The organism is Allobosea sp. LjRoot9, from assembly GCF_964252745.1.
Classification (GTDB): Bacteria; Pseudomonadota; Alphaproteobacteria; order Rhizobiales; family Beijerinckiaceae; genus Allobosea.
Genome location: NZ_CAXUPC020000003.1, coordinates 359650 through 374709 on the forward strand (window position 1 = coordinate 359650; position 15060 = coordinate 374709).

A 15060-nucleotide genomic window follows, 5' to 3' on the forward strand; every position below is an offset into this window, starting at 1 on the left:
CTCAGCTCCTGAGGATCACGAGGTTGCCCAGCGCGTCGACCTCCGCCGTCAGGCCGGGATCGAGCAGGATCGTGGCGTCGGATTGCTCCAGCATCGCCGGTCCCTCGATCCTGGCGCCGACAGGCAGATCAAGCCGCGACCAGATCGCCGTCTCGCGCCACTGGCCCTCGAGATAGACCTGGCGCGAGCCGCGCCTTGCGGCTTCCAGCGTCGCGCCCTCGGCCGGCGCCAGTGCCGTCAGGTCGAAGGCGGGGCGGCGGCCGATCGCGGCGGTGCGCAGTGTGACGATGCGCACGGGAATGCCGGGCAAGAGGCGGCTGAAGGCAGCGCCATAGGCCTTGTCGAAGGCCTCGCGGATGATGGTGCTGGTCACGCCGGTGCGCCCCTCGGTGAGCGTCACCGGCAGGGGCACTGCGACCGTATGGGTCTGTCCGAGATAATGCATGTCGAGCTCGTAGAGCACGTCAATGCGCTCGACGCTCAAACCGGCATCGCTGACAATCGCATGGGCTTCTGCGCCCGCCTCGACCATGCGGGCGTCGAGGGTGGCCGCGTCGAGACCGTCGAGCATCAAATTCACCGTCTGCACGCCGTCATGGCGGATATCGGCGATGACGCAGCCGAGCGCCGAAGTGACGCCCGGGAAGCGTGGTACCAGCGCGCCGCGCAGGCCGACCTCCTTGATCAGCGCGCCGGCATGGAGCGCACCGCCGCCGCCGAAGGGCATGGCCAGGAATTTTGCTGGATCATGACCGCGCTCGATCGAGACCAGCCGGATCGCGCCGGCCATGCGGGCATTCGCGATCTTCACGATCGCTTCCGCCGCCGTCATCACGTCGAGCCCAAGCGGCTCGGCGATCTTGCGACGGATCGCCTCGCGCGCGGCCTCGACATCCAGGCTCTGCAAGGTGCCGAGCGGTTTCGAGCCGTCGATGCGGCCGAGTACGAGATTGGCGTCGGTCAGGGTCGGGCGGTCATTGCCCCCGCCATAGCAGACCGGGCCGGGGCGCGAGCCGGCGCTTTCCGGCCCCACTTCGAGCAGGCCGCCGGCATCGACACGGGCGATCGAGCCGCCGCCGGCGCCGATCGTGGTGATCTCGATCATCGGCGTGCGGATCACCATGCCGAAATCGATCGTGCTCTGGGCGGCGAGCGCAGCCTCTCCGCCTGCGATCAGCGAGACGTCGAAGGAGGTGCCGCCGAGATCGCCGGTGATGACATCGGGGAAGCCGGCGGCGCGGGCGATTGCGGCGGCGGCAATGACACCAGCCGCCGGCCCCGACAGCGCGGTGCGGACGGGGAGCTTGCGGGCGGTGGCCGTCGACATCACGCCGCCATTGCTCTGGACGATGTGGAAGCGGCCGGTGAAGCCATCCTGCGCCAGCGCATCCTCCAGCCGGCCTAGATAGGAGCCGACCAAAGGCTGCAATGTGGCATTGAGCGCGGTCGTCGAGGCGCGTTCGAATTCGCGGATCTCGGGCAGGATCGCGCTGGAGCAGGCGAGGTGCTCGTTCGGCCAGACTGCGCGGGCCGCTTCCAGCGCGGCGCGTTCATTGGCGGGGTTGGCGTAGGCGTTGATGAAGATGATCGCCAGCGCCTCGCAGCCTTGGCGCGCGAGTGTCTGGGCGGCCTCGCGCACGGCGTCGAGATCGACGGGTGTGCGGATCGTGCCGTCGGCAAGCGTCCGCTCGGGCACCTCCAGCCGGTTCTCGCGGCTAGCAGCGGGGGTGAAATCGCCCCACAGCCCCCAGGTCTGGCGGCGGTCGCGGCGGCGCATCTCCAATGCGTCGCGGAAGCCCGGTGTGGTGATGACGCCGACCTTGGCACCCTTGCGCTCGAGCAGGGCGTTGGTGCCGACGGTGGTGCCGTGGACGATCGAGGCGAGGCTGGAGACGGGCCCGAAGCTGGTCAGGCCGGCGATGAAGCCCTTGGCCTCGTCGCCACGCTGCGACGGAACTTTCGCGACGCGGAAGCGCTTTTCCGCTTCGTCGAACCAGAACAGATCGGTGAAGGTGCCGCCGACATCGACGCCGACGACGGCTTTGGGGGAGGGGGAGATCATCGTCCGGCCTCCAAATCCACGCCATACTGTGCTTGCGCGGCCTCCGCACTCACATATCCGTTCGCCACATCGCGCCGCACCGCGGCCGCATCGCGCTCCCTTGGCTCGCCATAGCCGCCACCGCCGGGGCTTTCGAGCCGGACGCGCTGCCCTTTGGCGATGTGGATGTCGGTGATCTTGGTGACGAGCGGCGGCGATGTCGGGCCGTCCGGGCCGTCATAGACGAAGCGGTTCATCGCGGCCGGGCCGCCGCCGACGACGCCGAAGGGCGGGAATTTGCCGCGCTCGCCGAGCAGGAAGACGTCAGCGCCCGACTGCGCCAGCGCCTCGATCTCGTAGATCGCACCGCAGCCGCCGCGATGACGGCCGGCTCCGCCGGAATCGGGCCGCAGCGCCCATTGCGTGAACATCACGGGATAGGCCGCCTCGAGGATTTCCGCCGGCGGGATCGTCGCGGTCGAGATCGGATTATTGCCGTGGTTGAGGCCATCGCCTTCGGGATTGCCGCCCAAGCCCCCGCCGAAGAAGGAGAACATCACGAAGCGCGAGCCGTCGTCGCGGTGGCCCGCCAGCGAGAGCGCGTTGATCGTGGCATAGGGCGAGCCATTGGCGCGCTCGGGCGCGATCTGGGCGAAGACGCCGAAGACGGTGTCGATGACGCGCAGGATCGTCTCGGTATAGCCGCCGACGGGCTTGGGCGCCTTGACGCCGAGCAGGGTGCTGTCGGGGATGATGAAGCTGATCGGCTTCAGCACGCCGGCATTGGCCGGGACATGCGGGAAAATGTGCTTCAGCGCGACATAGCAGCAGGCGACCGCGGTGGAATAGGCGATGTTGAGCGGGCCCTGGCAGGGCGGGGCGGAGCGCGAGAAATCGAGCGTCATCAGATCGCCCGCGATCGTCAGGTCGAGCGCGATCCTGAGCGGCGTATCGGTGATGCCGTCATTGTCGAGGAAATCGTCGAAGGAATAGCGGCCGTCCGGGAGGGCTGCGATCTCGGCGCGCATCAGCGCCTCGGCGCGGGCGCTGAAGGCGTCGAGCGCGGCATCGACGGTGGCGACGCCGTAGTCCGCCAAGAGCGCGTCGAGGCGCTGCTCGCCGAGATCGAGCGCGTTCAACTGGCCGTTGAGATCGCCCCAGTTCGATTGCGGCAGGCGCGAATTGGCATTCAGGATCTCGACGATGTCGTGCTGGAACTCGCCCTTGCGAACGAGCTTCACCGGCGGGATGCGGAAACCCTCCTGAAAGCTTTCCGTCGCCTTGGCGTTGAAATTGCCGGGCACATTGCCGCCGACATCGAGCCAGTGGCCGACCGAGGCCAGCCAGCAGAACAGTTTGCCGTCGCGGAAGATCGGCCGCACCAGGCGCATGTCGTTGAGATGCGTGCCGCCCTCATAGGGGTCGTTGAAGAGCCAGGTGTCGCCGGGATCGTTGTTGGCGCCGGCCTCGACCCGGTCGATCACGGCCTTCACCGCAAAGGCCATGGCGCCGACGAAGATCGGCAGGCCGGACGTACCCTGCACCAGGGTCGCGCCGGTCGTGGCGTGGTAGAGGCCGTGGCAGGCGTCATGCGCCTCGGCGATGATCGGGTTGAAGGCGGAGCGGTAGAGCGTCGCGTCCATCTCGTTGGCGATCTGCTCCAGCCGGCCCTTCAGCACGGCGAGCGTGACGGGATCGAGCGTCATGGTCATGCCTGCTTGCTCTTTTCGGCCGCCGCGATGATCTGGTCGGCTTCATAGCTCCGGCCGGCCGCGATCATTTGGGGCGTGCCGATCACGGCGTTGAGCTGGTCGAAATCGAACATCTGGTTGCGGAAGGCGTCGGTCGAGCCGTCGCGCTTCAGCGTGCCGTAGAAATCCTGGGCGGCGCGGGCGAGCGCCCGCACGATGCCGCCGGGGAAGATGACGAGCGAGAAACCGAGCGCCTCCAACTCCTTTGCCGATTTGATCGGCGTGCGCCCGCCCTCGACCATATTGGCCATCAGCGGCGCCAGGCCCTTCAGCTCGGCGGTGACGCGGCCAAGCTCGTCGGCGGAGCCTGGCGCTTCGACGAAGAGCATATCCGCGCCGGCCTGCGCATAGAGATGGGCGCGTTCGAGCGCGGCTTCAAAACCCTCCACCGCGATGGCGTCGGTACGGGCGATAACGAGCGTCTCCTGCGAGGCGCGGGCATCGACGGCGGCCTTGATCTTGCCGACCATCTCGGCGGCGGCGATCACGCTCTTGTCGGCGAGATGGCCGCAGCGCTTGGGAAAGCTCTGGTCCTCGATCTGCAGGGCATTGGCGCCGGCGCGCTCGAACAGGCGCATGGTGCGCTGCATATTGAGCGCATTGCCATAGCCGGTGTCGGCATCGACGATCAGCGGCGTCGCGATGCGGTCGCGGATCATGGTGATGGTGTCGGCAACCTCTGCCATCGAGACCAGGCCGATATCGGGCCGGCCGAGGCGGGTATAGGCGATCGAGGCGCCAGAGACGTAGAGCGCCTCGAAGCCGGCCGCCTCAGCCAACGAGGCAGTGAGCGCGTCATAGACGCCCGGCGCCAGCACGATCTCCGCCTGAGCGAAGCGTGCCTTCAGGGAAAGGGTCATGATTGGTGTCCGTTCGGGGTAGCGGGCGCGGCTGCGAGCAGGGCGTTCAGCGCGTCGAGTGTCCCGGCCTGTGGCAAGGCATCGACCTGGGCGAGGATCGCGGCGGCATGAGCCTCGCCCCAGACCGGTCCGGCGAGATCGAAGAATTTCTCGCGGATCTCGGCTGCGCTATAGGGATCCTCGGTGTCGCCGCGATTGGTCAGCGCTTCCGCTTCCAGCACGCGGCCATTGGTCAGGGTGATCGTGACCTTGGCCGGGCGTAGCGCCGGCAGCTTGGCGGTCGCGGCCTCGTCCTCGCGGACGAAGATGCGGCGAGCGAGGTCGCGGGTGACGGGTTCGAGCCGCGCCGGTTCGCGGAAGGCCTCGACGGTCGCCGCACCATGAACGATCGTGGTCGCGATCGAGAAGGGCAGCGAGAACTTCGCCGCCAGCATGTTGTGCGGCTCCTGGCCGGCGAGCTGCGCCGCCCAGATATAGGTGCCGACATCGATGCGGGCGATCTGCTCCGGCCTGATCCGGCCGCCCTCGCTGGTCACGATCCGGCTGAGCGCGTCGAGCGCGCCGTGATTATAGCGGCAGCAGGCGTGGCGCTTGAAATAATTGCGCGCGATCTCCCAGTGCTGCCCCAGCGCCTCGACCATCACGTCAGGCTGCCAATTATCGGCGATGACCGAGCCATAGACGGTGCCCAACCCATCGGCCTCGCCGGTGAAGCCCGAGGCGACGAGACCATCGACCATCAAGCCGATCTGGTTGGAGAAGCCCGCGAATGTGTTGCGGACCGTGCCGCCTTCCAGCATCGTCCGGCGGCTGGTGGTGAGGCCGAGCGAGGAGGCGACGTTGATCGTCTCGATCATCGCGGCGGCATCGCGCTTGTGCAGCCAGGCGATGGCGACGGCGGCCCCGACCGTGCCCCAGGTACCGTGCGGATGCATGGTGATGCGCAGTTTCGAGGCGATGCCGATGCGCGCGCCGATCTCGTAACCGAGCGCGATCGCGGTGATCACCTCCTTGCCGCTCGCCTTGGCCTGGACGGCTGCTGCGAGCACAGCGGGTACCACATGGATGCCGGGATGGCCGCGGGCGAACTGGTTGCCCTCGTCGAGCTCCAGCATCGTACCGGCCGTGCCGTTGAGGAAAGCGGCGAGGCTCGGCGTCGCCTTGCGGCCGCTGCCGATGATGGCGGCGCCCGAGACGTCGTCGGAGGGGGCGAGCCGGTTGGAGAGCGCGATCGTCTCCGGCTCCTGCGCGCCGGCGGCGATGGCGGCGGCCGAGTCGGCGATGACCTGAACGGTACGAGAGATGACCTCGGGCGGCAGGTGCTCGAAGCGCAGATCGGCGCAGAAGGTGGCGAGCTCGCTGAGCCAGCCCGGGGTGGCGGGGCGCTGCATCACGGGTTCGGCGCGGGGCTGGGCGCTGACGGCGGCGTTTGCGTTCATGACGGCCTCACAATCCGAGATAGGCGTGTTTCAGGGCCGGGTCGGCGGCGATCCGGCTGGAGGGGCCGGCGACGACGATGCGGCCGTTTTCAAGCACATAGGCGCGGGCGGCGAGTTCAAGCGACTGCACGACATTCTGCTCGACCAGCAGCACGGCGAGGCCCTCGCCGGCGATGCGGGCGATGAGCGCAAACATCTCCTCGACCAGGAGCGGCGAGAGGCCGAGCGACGGCTCGTCCAGGATCAAGAGCTTCGGCTCGCCCATCAACCCGCGCCCGATGGCGAGCATCTGCTGCTCGCCGCCCGATAATGTGCCGGCGGCCTGGCCCATGCGTTCGCGCAGACGCGGGAAGAGCTGGAACATGCGCTCCAGATTGGCCTCGCGCGCCGGCTTGCCGCGCCGGTAGCTGCCGAGCACGAGATTGTCGCGCACGCTCATATTGGGGAAGATCCGGCGCCCCTCCGGCACATGGATCAGCCCGGCGGCGACGATGGCCGAGGCCTTGAGGCCGGCGATCTCCTGACCCAGGAAGCGGATCGTGCCGGCGCGCGGCTTGATCAGGCCGGACAAGGCGCGGTTCAGCGTCGTCTTGCCGACGCCGTTGGCGCCCAGCACCGCGACGATCTCGCCTGGTTTTACCTCCAGGCCGATGCCGCGCAGGACGTCTGCGCCGCCATAGCCCGCGATCAGATTTTCGACCTCAAGCATGGTCTGCTCCCATGCTCGGGGACCCCTGCAGCCGCTTGGCTGCGCCTTGGCCGAGATAGGCCTCGATCACGGCCGGGTCGGCGGCGATCTCGCTCGGCGTTCCCTGCGCGATGATGCAGCCCTGGGCCAGCACATGGATGTCCTCGCACAGGCTCATCACGGCCTGCATGACATGCTCGACCATCAGGATGGTGACGCCCCGGTCGCGGATCTGGCGGATGACCGGGATCATGTCGCGGATTTCCGAGGGATTGAGCCCGGCCAGCACCTCGTCGAGCAGCAGAAGCTTGGGCTCCGTCGCCAGCGCGCGGGCCAGTTCGAGCCGCTTGCGGCCGGAGACCGTGAGCGAGGAGGCCGGCTGGTCGAGCATGGCGCCGAGACCGACGAGGCTTGCGACCTCGCGCGCCCGGCTTTGCGCCTCGGCCCGCGCCGGATGGCGCAGATAGGCACCGACGGCGATGTTCTCGACAACGCTGAGGCCGGCGAAGGGTTGGACGATCTGGAAGGTACGGGCGATGCCGGCCTGGGCCCGCAGATGGGCGGGCTGCGCCGTGATGTCCTGGCCTGCGAAGAGGATGCGGCCTTCGCTGGCCTTCTCGAACCCGGCGATGACGGCAAACAGGGTGGTCTTGCCGGCGCCATTGGGGCCGATCAGCCCGGTTATCGAGCCGGCAGTGACCTTGAGGCTTGCGGCATTGACCGCGACGAGCCCGCCGAAGCGCTTGGTGATGGTCTCGACGGCGAGCATCAGGCGGCTCCTTCCGTCTTGGCGTCGGTCGTTTTGGACGTGTCCTGGCCACGGCCCAATCGCTTCAACAGCCCCATCATGCCGTCGGGCGCGAAGGCGATCGCGGCGACGAGCAGTGCGCCATAGATCACGAGATCGATGCCGGGAATGCCGCCGGCGAAGAGCTTCGTCAGTTCGCCCAGGCCATGCAGCGTCACTGCGCCGACGATCGGTCCAAGCGGGGTGCCGATGCCGCCGATGATCGGGGCGATCAGCGCCTCGATCGAGATCCAGGAGCCGTAAGCGATGTTGGCGTCGAGATAGAGGTAATACTGCACATAAAGCGCGCCGGCCGCGCCGGTGATGCCGGCCGAGAGCGTGATCGCCTTGAGCTTCACGGCAAGCGTGTCGACGCCGAGTGCGCGCGCCGCATCCTCGTTCTCGCGCACGGCAGCAAACCAGGCGCCGAGGCGCGAGCGGGTGATTGCCGTCGTCAGCAGCAAGGTGAAGCCGACGAGTGCGAGCGCGATCCAGACGAAGGCGGCGCGGCTGGCGAACTGGAAGTTCTCGGGCCGGATATCGAGCTTGATCAGCGTGCCGGCCGCTCCGCCGGTGAAAGCCGAGGCATTGGCGAGGATGCGGAAGACCTCGGCGAAGGCGAGCGTCACCAGGGCGAAATAGGAGCCGCGCAGCCCCGAGCGGAAGCTGAGATAGCCGATGATCCAGCCGACCAGCGCCGCAATCGCGATGGCGGCGGTGAAGGCTGCCCAGGCATTGACGCCATAGCGCGCCTGCAGGAGTGCGGCCGCATAGGCGCCGCTGCCGAAGAAGGCGGCGTGGCCGAAGGAGAACTGGCCGCAGAGCCCGCCGAGCAGATTCCAGCCCTGGGCCGCCAGCGCGATGATCAGCGTGAAGACGATGAAGTTCAGCACCGTGTTGGCGGTGACGAAGACCGGGATCAGCGCTGCCAGCAGGAGCAGGACGAGCGCGGGGGCGAAGGCGCGCGAGGTGCTCATGCGCGCGCTCCGAACAGGCCGGTGGGCCGCACCAGCAGCACCAGGATGAAGATCAGGAAGATGCCGATCTGGCCCAGGCTCTCGCCGAAGAACAAACCGCACAGGCTCTCGACCACCCCGATGAAGAGCGCGCCCAGGAGCGCGCCGGGGATCGAGCCCATGCCGCCGAGCACGACGATGGTGAAGGCGACCAGCACGAAGGCGTTGCCGGCGCGTGGCGTTACGTAAAAGGTCGGCATCAAGAGGCAGGCGGCGATAGCCACGCAGGCCGCGCCCAGGCCGAAGGTGACGGCGTAGATATGGGCGACGTCGATGCCGGCCAGCGCCGCCCCGGTCTTCTCGCGGGCAACCGCGCGGATCGCCTTGCCGGTGTCGGTGCGGGTGAGCAGCAGGCCCAGCAGCAGCGCGACCAGTAACGCCACGCCGAAGGCGAGCACGCGTGGCAGCGCCAGAAAGGTGAAGCCGAGATCGATCGAGGAGAAGGCGTAGGGCACGTCGATCGAGCGCGTATCGGAGCGGAAGATCGCGAGCATGGCGTTCTCGATCAGGATCGAGAGGCCCAGCGTCACCAGGAGGATGTTGCGGTCTTCGCCATGGCTTGCCGGGCCGATGATGAAGCGCTGCACGCCGTAGCCCAGCCCGAAGAACAGCGGCGTGACGATGAAGAGCGCGATGTAGGGATCGAGCTTGAAGACGGTGTGCGCGACATAGACGGCAAACATCGCCGCCGTCAGCGTCGCGCCATGGGCGAAATTGATGATGTGCAGCACGCCATAGACCAGCGTCAGGCCCAGCGCGATCAGCGCATAGACCGAGCCGGTCATCAGGCCGTTCAGCACGGCTGCGAGGATGATGTCTGGTGCGAACATGAGGTCTCCCCTTCTCCCCTCGTGGGAGAAGGTGGCGCGAAGCGCCGGATGAGGGGGCGCCGTGCCCTTTGACATGCGAAGATGTGGAAAGCGCTCGGCGCCCCCTCATCCGTCTCGGCTGCGCCGAGCCACCTTCTCCCACGAGGGGAGAAGGGAAGCTGCGGCGTCAGCGCTTCACGCCGGCACGGGGAAGATCGGCTTGGCGTCGGCGAAATCGGTCGGGAAGATCACCTTGATGTCGGCGCCCTGCACCTGCGTGTTCACCGGCGCGCCGCCCTCGTTCTGGCCGTTGACGAACTTGGTCGGGCCATAGGGCATGATGTGGCCGGCGAAGGTCGAGGCCGCGAGCGCCTCGGTCAGCTTGGCCTTGTCGCCGGAGCCCGCCGTCTCCAGCGCGTCGGCGAGGAGCTGGACGCAGGAGTAGTTGAGCGGGATGTTGTAGGTCCAGAACTTGCCGGAGGCTTCGACCTGCTTGCGCAGCGCCTCGGCGACAGGCTTGCGCGGATCGTGCCAGTGATTGCAGTCCATCACGAACTGGGCGGCGTCCTGGAATTCCTTGACGAAGCGGAAATTCGAGGCCGCGCCGTTGAGCACGGCGTAGATGCCCTTCGGCTTGATACGCTGCTGCTGCATGGTGCGGGCGAGCAGGGCGAATTCGCCGTAATAGCTCGACGGAATCACGAGGTCGGGGTTCTTGGCGCGGATCTGGAGCGCGACATTCGACATATCGCGCGACGGCGTCGGATGGGCGATCGTGTCCAGCACCTCGAAGCCGCGCTTGGGCAGTTCCGCCTGCATCAGCTTGGCCATGCCCGAGCCGAAGAGCCCATCCTCATGCACCAGCACGACGGTCTTCGCCGGCTTGCCGGCGGCGTCGTTGAGCTTGGAGAGATTGTCGAGCGCGGTCTTGGTCACCGTGCCGAAGCCGGGGCCGAAGCGGAAGGTGTTCTTCAGGCCCCGCGTGACGATCGAATCGGCGACGCCGACATCGACGATATAGGGCAGGTCGTAGCGCGCGGCGGCCTGGGAGGCGGCAAGGCAGATCGGCGAGGCGAAGCCGCCGACGATCGCGACCACGCCCTCGGCCTGCATGCGTTCGACTTCGGCCGTGCCGCCTTCGGGCGTCGAGCGAGCGTCGCCGAAGACCATCTGGAGTTTCGCGCCGCCCATCGACTTGATGCCGCCGGCCTCGTTGATCGCCTTGATCGCGGCCTCCGCGCCGATCTGGCCCTGCTGGCCGTCATAGGCGAGCGCGCCGGTGACGGGCTGCAGGATGCCGACCTTGATGGCGGGGGCCTGCGCGCGCAGCAGGCCGGGCATGGCGATGGTCGCCGCTCCGCCGATAGCCGCCGTCGTCAAAAGCGTGCGGCGGGAAAGCTCGGTTGTCCTGGTCATCTCACGTTCTCCTCTGTTCTGTTTGCGGTGCGTCGGGCCCGGTCTCGCGCCGGGCTTGTCTCGAGCGATCAGCCGGCCTGGGCCGGTACGGGCGACCAGCGCCTCTCGCCGGCCTCGCCGGCGCGGTGAAGCTCCATCTGGAAGGAGTAGCGGTCGGGCCGGTAGAGCGCGTGCAGATGCTCGACGCCGCTGCCGTCAGGCCCGAGGACGACGCGCGTCAGGGACAGGAGCGGCGAGCCGATCTCGAGGCCGAGCGCCTCGGCGACATCAGGGCCGGCCAAGGTCGCACTGATCGCCTGGCTGGCGCGCTCGACCAGCGCGCCCGAGCGTTCGAGCAGCGTCAGCAGCGGCACGGTCGCGAGATCGGCCTCCGAATAGGTCAGGCCGATGCGCTCGGGCACATGCGTCGTCAGATAGGAGAAGGGCTGGCCGTCGATCAGGCGGACGCGAACCGAGCGCTGGGTGCGCTCGCCCGGGTCAAGCGCGAGCGCCTGGGCCACGGCCTCGGGCGGCTGGACATAGGAAAAGGCGAGCAGGCGCACGCCGGTGCGGCGGCCCATCTCGACCAGATGGGTCAGCATGTTCGAGAAATCCGCGACAATCGGCCGGGGCGCCTCGGGCTCGCGTACGAAGGTGCCGGCGCCGACGCGACGGTCGATCAGGCCGTCCGTCGCGAGGCTGTCGAGCGCGCGACGGATGGTGACGCGCGAGACGCCGTGCTGCAGCGCCAGGGCCGGTTCGCTCGACAGGCGCGTGCCGGGCGAAATCTCGCCGCTGGCGATGCGCTCACGCAGCAGCAGATAGATGCGTCGCGCCTTGAGAGGTTCGAGCGAAGCGTCCACGCGGGGCCTTTCGATGACGAATGATCTGACTGTCTATCAGAACAATTACCTGTCTAGCGTATAGGACAACTCGCTTGCGTCAAGCGTCGTGTGGTCGCTATGATCAGCTGGGAAAGGGTAGGCCCGATGACAGCCGCAAGCATGACCGCCGGAACGCCTGGGAGCGGAAGCAAGTCCGAGGCCGGACCGCGCACGCTGTTCGACAAGCTCTGGGATGCACATGTCGTGGTCGAGCGGCCGTCAGGCGATGCACTGATCTGGATCGACCGGCATTTCGTGCATGAGGGCTCGTTTCATGCCTTCGCTCAGGTCGCAGGGCGCGATGGGGTCGTCGTGGAGCCCGGCCTGACCTTCGGCATCGCGGACCATTACGTGCCGACGCGCGGCCGCGACCACATCGCCAATCCCGAGATCGCCCGGATGATCGACGATCTGGAGGCGAATACGGCGCGCCATGGCGTTGAGCTCTTCGGGGTGAACGATCCGCGCCAGGGCATCGTCCATGTCGTCGGGCCCGAGCAAGGGCTGACGCTGCCGGGGCTGACCATGGTCTGCGGCGACAGTCATACCTCGACCCATGGCGCCTTCGGGGCCTATGCCTTCGGCATCGGCGCCTCGGAGGTCGCGCATGTGCTGATGACGCAGACGCTCTGGCAGAAAAAGCCCAGGCGCATGCGCATCAGCATAGACGGCACACCTGCTCCGGGTGTCGGGGCGAAGGACTTCATCCTCAGCATCATCGCGAAGATCGGCGCCGACGGGGCGCGCGGCTATGCTGTCGAATATGCCGGGGAGGCGGTGCGGGCGCTCTCTATGGCGGGCCGCATGACCATGTGCAACATGTCGATCGAGGCGGGCGCACGCTGCGGGCTGATCGCACCCGACGAGACGACTTTCCGCTGGATCGCCGGCAAGCCCTATGCGCCCAAGGGAGCGGCCCTGGAGGCAGCCATCGCCGCGTGGCGTCAACTGCCGAGCGATGCGGGTGCCGTTTTCGACCGCGAGATCGCGCTCGATGCAGGCGCGATCGCCCCCATCGTCACCTGGGGGACGAGCCCGGAGGATGCGCTGCCGATCGGCGCCAGCGTGCCCGATCCCGCCGCGCTCGCCGATGATGGCCGCGCCACCGCCATGCGCGATGCGCTCGCCTATATGGGGCTGCGGCCGGGGCAGAAGCTCAGCGAGATCGCGGTCGACCGCGTCTTCATCGGCTCCTGCACCAATGCCCGCATCGAGGATCTGCGCGCGGCGGCGAGCGTGCTTGCGGGCCGCAAGGCGCGCGTGCCTGGGTTGGTCTCGCCGGGCTCGAGCCAGGTGAAGCGGCAGGCCGAGGAGGAGGGGCTCGATCGCATCTTCATCGCGGCCGGGCTCGAATGGGTCGAATCCGGCTGCTCGATGTGCGTCGGCATGAACGGCGACAGCGTGCCCTCCGGCGAGCGCTGCGCCTCGACGACGAACCGCAATTTCCGCGGCCGGCAAGGGCCGGGCGCCCGCACCCATCTGATGTCGCCGGCCATGGTCGCCGCTGCGGCCGTGACCGGGCATCTCACCGATGTCCGGCCGATGCTGGAGGGCCGGTCGTGAAGCCATTGACCCAGGTTAGCGGCGCTGCTTGCCCGCTTGGCCTCGCCGGCGTCGATACCGACCAATTGATCCCGGCCCGTTTCATGAAGCGCCCGCGTTCGGAGGGCTATGGCGGTTTCCTGCTGCATGACCTGCGCCGGGACGATGCCGGGGTCGAGAAGCCCGACTTTCCACTCAACCGCCCGGCCTGGCGCGGGGCCGAGATCATGGTGGCGCGGCGCAATTTCGGCTCAGGCTCGTCGCGGGAGGCGGCGGTCTATGCGCTGGCCGATCATGGTGTCCGCGTCGTGCTGGCACCGACCTTCGGCGACATCTTTGCGTCCAACGCGGTCAAGAACGGGCTTTTGCCGGCGGTGCTCGACGAGGCCGACATCGAGGATCTGCTGGCGGCCCTGACCGCGACACCGGATCTGCCGGTCAGCGTCGATCTCGCGGAACAGACGGTTGCCTGGGGCAATCGCGCGGTCACCTTCGCGATTGATCCGGTCTGGCGCGAACAACTGCTCAATGGCTGGGACGATATCGACGTGACCCGGTCTTTTGCCGGTGAGATCGCGCGGTTCAAGAGCGCGGATGCCGTTGCACGGGTCTGGGCGCGGCCGATGTCGGAGGATTGAAGGCAGGCATGCCCGTAGAATGATCTGGTATGCGGCTACCGCTCTTTAGGCCGGTAAAAGCGCGCACTCCTTTATGATCGCAACAGGCGGAAAATTGACGCAATCAGCCGTGTCGAAGACAACTTCGAATGGCTTGATCGCTCGATTGGCAAATTCGAGCGCCTCACTGAGGCAATCGCTCTTGACCTGGGTCGCGAGCGTGCAATGGGGAACCCAAGCATCTGGACGATAATGCGCCCGGCACAGAGCTGGATCGATCAAGTCATGCAATTTTGCATGCGCTTGATTCAGGGCTGAGCAGAAAGTCGGCTCTGCCCAGAGCACGAAGGGCGTCGCTTCAAAGTAGCGAAGGCCGTTGAAAGCGATACGAAATACTGACTTGCCTAGAAATGCCGCGTCGAGGGCGGAGATGACCTCATCTCGCTCGATCTCGTCGTAGATCGCTAATGTGATGTGCGGTGGATAGGCCAGAGCATGCATCGAGGACTGATCCTCGAAACGACTGGCCTGTTCCCAAAGAGCCCGTATTTTGCTCGCGGTTTCGTTTACAGCTTTGACGCTGATCGCAATGGGCATCGGTTTCTGGTCCAACGGACGCGAGCTAAGCTCTAACGGCTTGCACCTCAGAACAGCAGATGCGGGGCGAACATCGCCAGGCTCATGAAGCCGAGGGCCAGGGCGCCGAGGCCGCCGCCGACGAAGGCGAGCATGACGACGCCGGTGATGATCGAGGCCGAGGCGACGACGATGCCGATCTGCAGCAGGCCCGAGGCGATCTCGAAATTCTCGTTCTTGGCCTTGTAGTCGTCGCGCTCATGCTCGGCCGCTTTGGCGCGAGCCATCAGTTCCTTGCGGCCCTCATTGGTCTCGGGCTCCGAATCATAGCGCGCGGCAGTGGCTTTCCAGCCGTCGATCCGTTTCTGCATGCGCTCGCGGGCGGCCGGGTCGATCGTGGCGGCGAGGTCGATCTCCATCGCGTCCGACGCGGTGCGTACAGTGGTTCCGCGAATCGTCTTGGCCTGGAAGAAGGCCCATAGATTCGAGGCTTCGATGTTCTTAGCGACGGCCTCGTTCTCGGCCTGCTTGCCGCCGATCTCGGCCAGCGCCAGCATGAGTGCGAGAATCGCGATCAGCAGCGCGATCTTCTTGTTGCCGCCTTCCGGCGCCTCGAAATGCTCAGACATGTATCTCCCCCTGCGCCCCGCGATTC

14 protein-coding genes are annotated in these 15060 nt (G+C 67.2%); 2 read left to right on the plus strand and 12 right to left on the minus strand.

What is annotated here, in order from left to right:
• Position 1 precedes the first annotated feature (1 nt).
• The 10 genes from ACSQ3P_RS16190 to ACSQ3P_RS16235 all read right to left on the minus strand — a co-directional run bounded on the left by ACSQ3P_RS16190 (position 2) and on the right by ACSQ3P_RS16235 (position 11649).
• Positions 2 to 2062: a hydantoinase/oxoprolinase family protein gene (locus tag ACSQ3P_RS16190; RefSeq protein ID WP_436166563.1), complete on the minus strand. Its 2061-nt coding sequence runs from the start codon at positions 2060 to 2062 to the stop codon at positions 2 to 4.
• On the minus strand, positions 2059 to 3753 hold the full coding sequence (locus ACSQ3P_RS16195) for a hydantoinase B/oxoprolinase family protein (protein ID WP_436166564.1): 1695 nt from the start codon (positions 3751 to 3753) through the stop codon (positions 2059 to 2061). The genes ACSQ3P_RS16190 and ACSQ3P_RS16195 overlap by 4 nt, the downstream gene beginning before the upstream one ends.
• Positions 3750 to 4652, minus strand: a complete 903-nt coding sequence (locus ACSQ3P_RS16200) for an isocitrate lyase/PEP mutase family protein (RefSeq protein WP_436166565.1) — start codon at positions 4650 to 4652, stop codon at positions 3750 to 3752. The genes ACSQ3P_RS16195 and ACSQ3P_RS16200 overlap by 4 nt, the downstream gene beginning before the upstream one ends.
• Entirely contained in the window at positions 4649 to 6091 is a 1443-nt protein-coding gene (locus ACSQ3P_RS16205) for an MmgE/PrpD family protein (RefSeq protein WP_436166566.1), read from the minus strand. Before ACSQ3P_RS16205 ends, ACSQ3P_RS16200 begins: the two co-directional genes overlap by 4 nt.
• 7 nt (positions 6092 to 6098) lie before the next feature.
• A complete protein-coding gene (locus ACSQ3P_RS16210; protein ID WP_436166567.1) occupies positions 6099 to 6800 on the minus strand; it encodes an ABC transporter ATP-binding protein in 702 nt (233 codons plus the stop codon).
• Complete coding sequence (locus tag ACSQ3P_RS16215; RefSeq protein ID WP_436166568.1) at positions 6793 to 7548, minus strand: ABC transporter ATP-binding protein; 756 nt, start codon at positions 7546 to 7548, stop codon at positions 6793 to 6795. Before ACSQ3P_RS16215 ends, ACSQ3P_RS16210 begins: the two co-directional genes overlap by 8 nt.
• A complete protein-coding gene (locus tag ACSQ3P_RS16220) occupies positions 7548 to 8543 on the minus strand; it encodes a branched-chain amino acid ABC transporter permease (RefSeq protein ID WP_436166569.1) in 996 nt (331 codons plus the stop codon). The genes ACSQ3P_RS16215 and ACSQ3P_RS16220 overlap by 1 nt, the downstream gene beginning before the upstream one ends.
• Positions 8540 to 9412: a branched-chain amino acid ABC transporter permease gene (locus tag ACSQ3P_RS16225; RefSeq protein ID WP_310147282.1), complete on the minus strand. Its 873-nt coding sequence runs from the start codon at positions 9410 to 9412 to the stop codon at positions 8540 to 8542. Before ACSQ3P_RS16225 ends, ACSQ3P_RS16220 begins: the two co-directional genes overlap by 4 nt.
• A 174-nt stretch (positions 9413 to 9586) precedes the next feature.
• Positions 9587 to 10807, minus strand: a complete 1221-nt coding sequence (locus ACSQ3P_RS16230) for an ABC transporter substrate-binding protein (protein ID WP_436166570.1) — start codon at positions 10805 to 10807, stop codon at positions 9587 to 9589.
• A 68-nt stretch (positions 10808 to 10875) separates the two neighbouring features.
• The gene (locus ACSQ3P_RS16235; protein WP_436166571.1) at positions 10876 to 11649 is read right to left on the minus strand and encodes a GntR family transcriptional regulator; all 774 of its coding nucleotides are present in this window, start codon (positions 11647 to 11649) and stop codon (positions 10876 to 10878) included.
• Between the two features lie 126 nt (positions 11650 to 11775).
• Between ACSQ3P_RS16235 and leuC the strand changes: the two genes are divergently transcribed.
• Together leuC and leuD are read left to right on the plus strand one after the other, a co-directional pair.
• The gene (leuC, locus tag ACSQ3P_RS16240) at positions 11776 to 13233 is read left to right on the plus strand and encodes a 3-isopropylmalate dehydratase large subunit (RefSeq protein ID WP_436166572.1); all 1458 of its coding nucleotides are present in this window, start codon (positions 11776 to 11778) and stop codon (positions 13231 to 13233) included.
• Positions 13230 to 13850: a 3-isopropylmalate dehydratase small subunit gene (leuD, locus tag ACSQ3P_RS16245; protein ID WP_436166573.1), complete on the plus strand. Its 621-nt coding sequence runs from the start codon at positions 13230 to 13232 to the stop codon at positions 13848 to 13850. Before leuC ends, leuD begins: the two co-directional genes overlap by 4 nt.
• Before the next feature lie 45 nt (positions 13851 to 13895).
• On the opposite strand, the gene ACSQ3P_RS16250 is transcribed toward leuD, so the two are convergent.
• Positions 13896 to 14426 (minus strand): 2'-5' RNA ligase family protein, encoded by a 531-nt coding sequence (locus ACSQ3P_RS16250; RefSeq protein WP_436166574.1) that lies wholly within the window; start codon positions 14424 to 14426, stop codon positions 13896 to 13898.
• Positions 14427 to 14473: 47 nt separating this feature from the next.
• Positions 14474 to 15034, minus strand: a complete 561-nt coding sequence (locus ACSQ3P_RS16255; RefSeq protein ID WP_436166575.1) for a DUF4337 domain-containing protein — start codon at positions 15032 to 15034, stop codon at positions 14474 to 14476.
• Positions 15035 to 15060: the final 26 nt, after the last annotated feature.

What these genes read in the sequence shown, in the direction of transcription:
- ACSQ3P_RS16255 (WP_436166575.1), bottom strand. Translation starts at nt 15,034, where the DNA reads ATGTCTGAGCATTTCGAGGCGCCGGAAGGCGGCAACAAGAAGATCGCG.
- ACSQ3P_RS16195 (WP_436166564.1), bottom strand. Translation starts at nt 3,753, where the DNA reads ATGACCATGACGCTCGATCCCGTCACGCTCGCCGTGCTGAAGGGCCGG.
- ACSQ3P_RS16220 (WP_436166569.1), bottom strand. Translation starts at nt 8,543, where the DNA reads ATGAGCACCTCGCGCGCCTTCGCCCCCGCGCTCGTCCTGCTCCTGCTG.
- leuC (WP_436166572.1), top strand. Translation starts at nt 11,776, where the DNA reads ATGACAGCCGCAAGCATGACCGCCGGAACGCCTGGGAGCGGAAGCAAG.
- ACSQ3P_RS16205 (WP_436166566.1), bottom strand. Translation starts at nt 6,091, where the DNA reads ATGAACGCAAACGCCGCCGTCAGCGCCCAGCCCCGCGCCGAACCCGTG.
- ACSQ3P_RS16215 (WP_436166568.1), bottom strand. Translation starts at nt 7,548, where the DNA reads ATGCTCGCCGTCGAGACCATCACCAAGCGCTTCGGCGGGCTCGTCGCG.
- ACSQ3P_RS16225 (WP_310147282.1), bottom strand. Translation starts at nt 9,412, where the DNA reads ATGTTCGCACCAGACATCATCCTCGCAGCCGTGCTGAACGGCCTGATG.
- ACSQ3P_RS16200 (WP_436166565.1), bottom strand. Translation starts at nt 4,652, where the DNA reads ATGACCCTTTCCCTGAAGGCACGCTTCGCTCAGGCGGAGATCGTGCTG.
- ACSQ3P_RS16190 (WP_436166563.1), bottom strand. Translation starts at nt 2,062, where the DNA reads ATGATCTCCCCCTCCCCCAAAGCCGTCGTCGGCGTCGATGTCGGCGGC.
- ACSQ3P_RS16230 (WP_436166570.1), bottom strand. Translation starts at nt 10,807, where the DNA reads ATGACCAGGACAACCGAGCTTTCCCGCCGCACGCTTTTGACGACGGCG.
- ACSQ3P_RS16250 (WP_436166574.1), bottom strand. Translation starts at nt 14,426, where the DNA reads ATGCCCATTGCGATCAGCGTCAAAGCTGTAAACGAAACCGCGAGCAAA.
- ACSQ3P_RS16210 (WP_436166567.1), bottom strand. Translation starts at nt 6,800, where the DNA reads ATGCTTGAGGTCGAAAATCTGATCGCGGGCTATGGCGGCGCAGACGTC.